This is a genomic window from Vibrio sp. HI00D65, assembly GCF_001635455.1.
Lineage (GTDB): Bacteria > Pseudomonadota > Gammaproteobacteria > Enterobacterales > Vibrionaceae > Vibrio.
Genome location: NZ_LWEH01000583.1, coordinates 1 through 2,477 on the forward strand (window position 1 = coordinate 1; position 2,477 = coordinate 2,477).

Sequence of the window (2,477 nt, forward strand, 5' to 3'; positions counted from 1 at the left end):
GCTCGACAACCGCCGTAACTGGAAGGTGGAGCAAGTGAAGGTAGTGCACCATGCGCTACTTGATGCTTTGATGCTGAGCTATCGTAACCTGATTCAGTTTGCACGTCGTAACGACATCACGTCGGCAATCAGCCCGCAAGATATTAGTATCTTGGCGCGCAAGCTATATGCGGCGTTTGAGGTGTTGCCAGGTAAAGTGACGCTACTGAATCCGCAAATCTCTCCGGATCTTCACGAGCCAGATTTGAGCTTTATTGAGGTTCGCCAAGGGCAATCGAATAAAGCGGGTTGGTACTTGTACAAGCAGCCGCTGATTGCACATCGTATTCTTGGGCAACCGTCACTGGAGCATCATGAGTACTTGAGTAAGTTAGTGGCTTGGTCGTTCTTTAACGGCTTGATCACTGAGTCGACACGTCTGCACTCTGTGGTTCGTGATGCCCATATTGATATCGATAAGTTCTATCAAATGGTGAGTGACCTGCGTAATACCTTCTCGTTGCGTAAGCGTCGTCCGAGTATGCAGGCACTGGCGAGCCCATGTGAGATTAGCCAACTGGCGATGTTCATCAACTTTGAAAATGACCCGACTTCCCAGTTAAGTAGTCGAGAATTAAAAGTGGATCTCAAAAATGTGGATATCTTCAGTTTTGGTGAAGAAGGTAAGAGCTTAGTCGGCAGTGTTGATTTGGTTTACCGTAACTCGTGGCATGAAGTACGTACTCTTCACTTCCAAGGTGATACGGCGATGCTTGATGCTCTGAAGACGGTGTTAGGCAAGATGCATCAAGATGCGTTACCGCCAGAATCGGTTGATGTGTTCTGTTACAGCAAAAACTTGCGTGGTGTGATGCGTAACATGGTGTATCAGCTGCTTGCTGAGTGTATCGAGTTAAGGCTAAAACCAATTGAGCCAGAGAAACGTCGCCGCTTTAAGGCTATTCGTCTTGCTAACAAGATGTTTGGTCTGTTCTTTGAACGCCGCGGTGTATCGGTACAGATGCTAGAAAACTCGGTTGATTTCTACCGTAGTATCTCTACCAATAAGCTCAAGGGTTCACCTTTACTGATGCTGGATAAAGAGCAAGAGTATCAACTGCCAGAAGTGGTGGACGGTTTTGCGAGTGAAGGCTTAATCCAGTTCTTCTTTGAAGATACTGATAAAGGCTTCAATATTTATGTATTGGACGAGTCGAATCAAGTTGAGGCCTATCACCAGTACAGTGGTGAAAAAGATGAGATGATCGCGAGTGTGAATACCTTCTACACATCGGTAAAAGATGAGTCGAAGGTGTCATCTAAATTGATTAACTTTAACTTGCCTCAGTACTACCAAATCGTTCACCCAGAAGAGGGCAATTCTTATGTTGTGCCTTACCGTAACGATGCGACGTTAGCTTCTCGGAGCTCAAAGATAGTTAACATCTAGTTTATTTAGACTGATTGATATTAAAAAAGGAGTGATTGATTCACTCCTTTTTAGTTTTGCTTACAAATGATCAGACCCAATCGATCTCTTCACCTGCGTGCTTCACGCATTCTTCTTTAACCATCTCAAACAGCTCCATGCCCGTCTTAGAACATGTCCACTTGTCGTCGATTAATTTAAAGTGGAAGCCACCAGATTTAGACGCCAACCAGATTTCTTTCATTGGTTCTTGGCGGTTAATAATGATTTGGCTGCGGTTCTCAAACTCCAGCGTCATCACGTTACCAGTCACTTCGTAATCAATATCTGCCTCTGAATCGTCGATAGCTTCTTCGATGTTTTGCATCTGTATGTCGACTAGTTGATGAAATTCAGTCTCGTTCATCCTTTCTATCCTATTGCTTTTCCTGAGTGTGGTGCGATTATAGGGGGCATTGAGTTAATAATCACGATATGCAAAATGAAAAAATTAATTACCGCTCTGTTTATGCTGTCCGTTATTGGACTTTCTGGTTGTGGTCAAACGGGTCCTTTATACGATCCTGATGAAGTTCAGCAGACTGAACAATCACAATAAGTGAAACACGCAGAAATCGTTATTTATAAGGGATAAGAACTTTGGATTACTTCAACTATCAGGAAGATGGCCAGCTTTGGGCTGAGGACGTCGCACTTTCACAACTCGCAGAGCAATATGGTACACCGCTGTATGTATATTCTCGCGCTACATTAGAACGCCATTGGAATGCATTTGATTCATCGGTTGGTGAACATCCACACTTGGTGTGTTACGCCGTTAAAGCGAACTCGAACCTTGGCGTATTGAATACTCTGGCACGATTAGGTTCTGGCTTTGATATCGTTTCTGGCGGTGAGCTAGAGCGTGTAGTCGCTGCAGGTGGCGATCCAGCGAAAGTTGTATTCTCTGGTGTCGGCAAAACAGCTGCTGAAATGAAACGTGCGCTTGAGTTGAACATTAAGTGTTTCAACGTAGAGTCTGAGCCAGAGTTAGAGCGACTGAACAAAGTGGCTGGTGAGCTTGGTGTTA

4 protein-coding genes are annotated in these 2,477 nt (G+C 44.5%); 3 read left to right on the plus strand and 1 reads right to left on the minus strand.

The annotated features are described in order from the left end of the window. The coding region (locus A3712_RS24015) for a class I adenylate cyclase (RefSeq protein ID WP_197465910.1) at positions 1-1,429 on the plus strand (1,429 nt) is incomplete at its 5' end. 70 nt (positions 1,430-1,499) lie between these two features. Here A3712_RS24015 and cyaY read toward each other — a convergent pair. Then, a complete protein-coding gene (gene cyaY / locus A3712_RS24020) occupies positions 1,500-1,814 on the minus strand; it encodes an iron donor protein CyaY (RefSeq protein WP_004740462.1) in 315 nt (104 codons plus the stop codon). A gap of 75 nt (positions 1,815-1,889) precedes the next feature. Here cyaY and lptM point away from each other — a divergent pair, with 75 nt between their 5' ends. Further along, positions 1,890-2,006 carry an LPS translocon maturation chaperone LptM gene (gene lptM / locus A3712_RS28975; RefSeq protein WP_063524726.1) on the plus strand — a complete coding sequence of 39 codons (117 nt, stop codon included), beginning with the start codon at positions 1,890-1,892 and terminating at the stop codon, positions 2,004-2,006. Positions 2,007-2,047: 41 nt separating this feature from the next. After that, a partial coding sequence (locus A3712_RS24030; RefSeq protein WP_443083620.1) for a diaminopimelate decarboxylase family protein occupies positions 2,048-2,477 on the plus strand: 430 nt, incomplete at its 3' end.